Raw genomic sequence first — 589 nt, forward strand, 5'->3', positions numbered from 1 at the left:
AAGCCCAATTTGACGGTTATTTCAGGCTCTAAAGGGGTGAAACAGATTGATGAACCATGGTATCAATTGCTGATGAGAGAGGGAAATATCAAAGGTGGAAAAGCCTTGATGGGAAGAAACAACGTTCTTTTCACGCTGGCTTTAGCTAACTTCTCTTCAGGAATCGATCAGGAAGAGTGTGAGGAGGTTCTTTCTAACTTTAATGCAAGTTTAGACGAACCACTCTCTTCAGCCGAATATCATAAGATTATCACAAGCGCTTATTCAGGAAAATATGAAGCTGCTAGTCGTGACTATGTAATGACTTTATGTAGAGCGTGGGTCAATCAGGAACTCAAGGCTTCAGATCTCTTTGTGAAGCAACGTTGGTACAAGTTTAAGAAGAAACGTGCTGACAGGAAGAATAGTCATCTCTATGAATGGAAAACAGACGTAATGGCCTATTTAGAAGGTTTCTATCAATCCGAGGATCCATTTATCCAGACGACAAAAAAAGAGATACGAGAAAATTTGAACATCCCTGAGCGCTCATTGGATAAAGTATTGAAAGTTCTCAAAGCAGAACAAAAGATCTTCTTCACAGTCAAAC

General features: G+C 39.7%; 1 protein-coding gene. It reads left to right on the forward strand.

All coding sequences use genetic code 11. The features are described from left to right. A partial coding sequence (locus tag HMPREF2619_RS10270; protein ID WP_186821511.1) for a primase C-terminal domain-containing protein occupies positions 1-589 on the forward strand: 589 nt, incomplete at both ends.

The sequence above is a fragment of the Streptococcus sp. HMSC074B11 genome (assembly GCF_001808705.1).
GTDB lineage: Bacteria > Bacillota > Bacilli > Lactobacillales > Streptococcaceae > Streptococcus.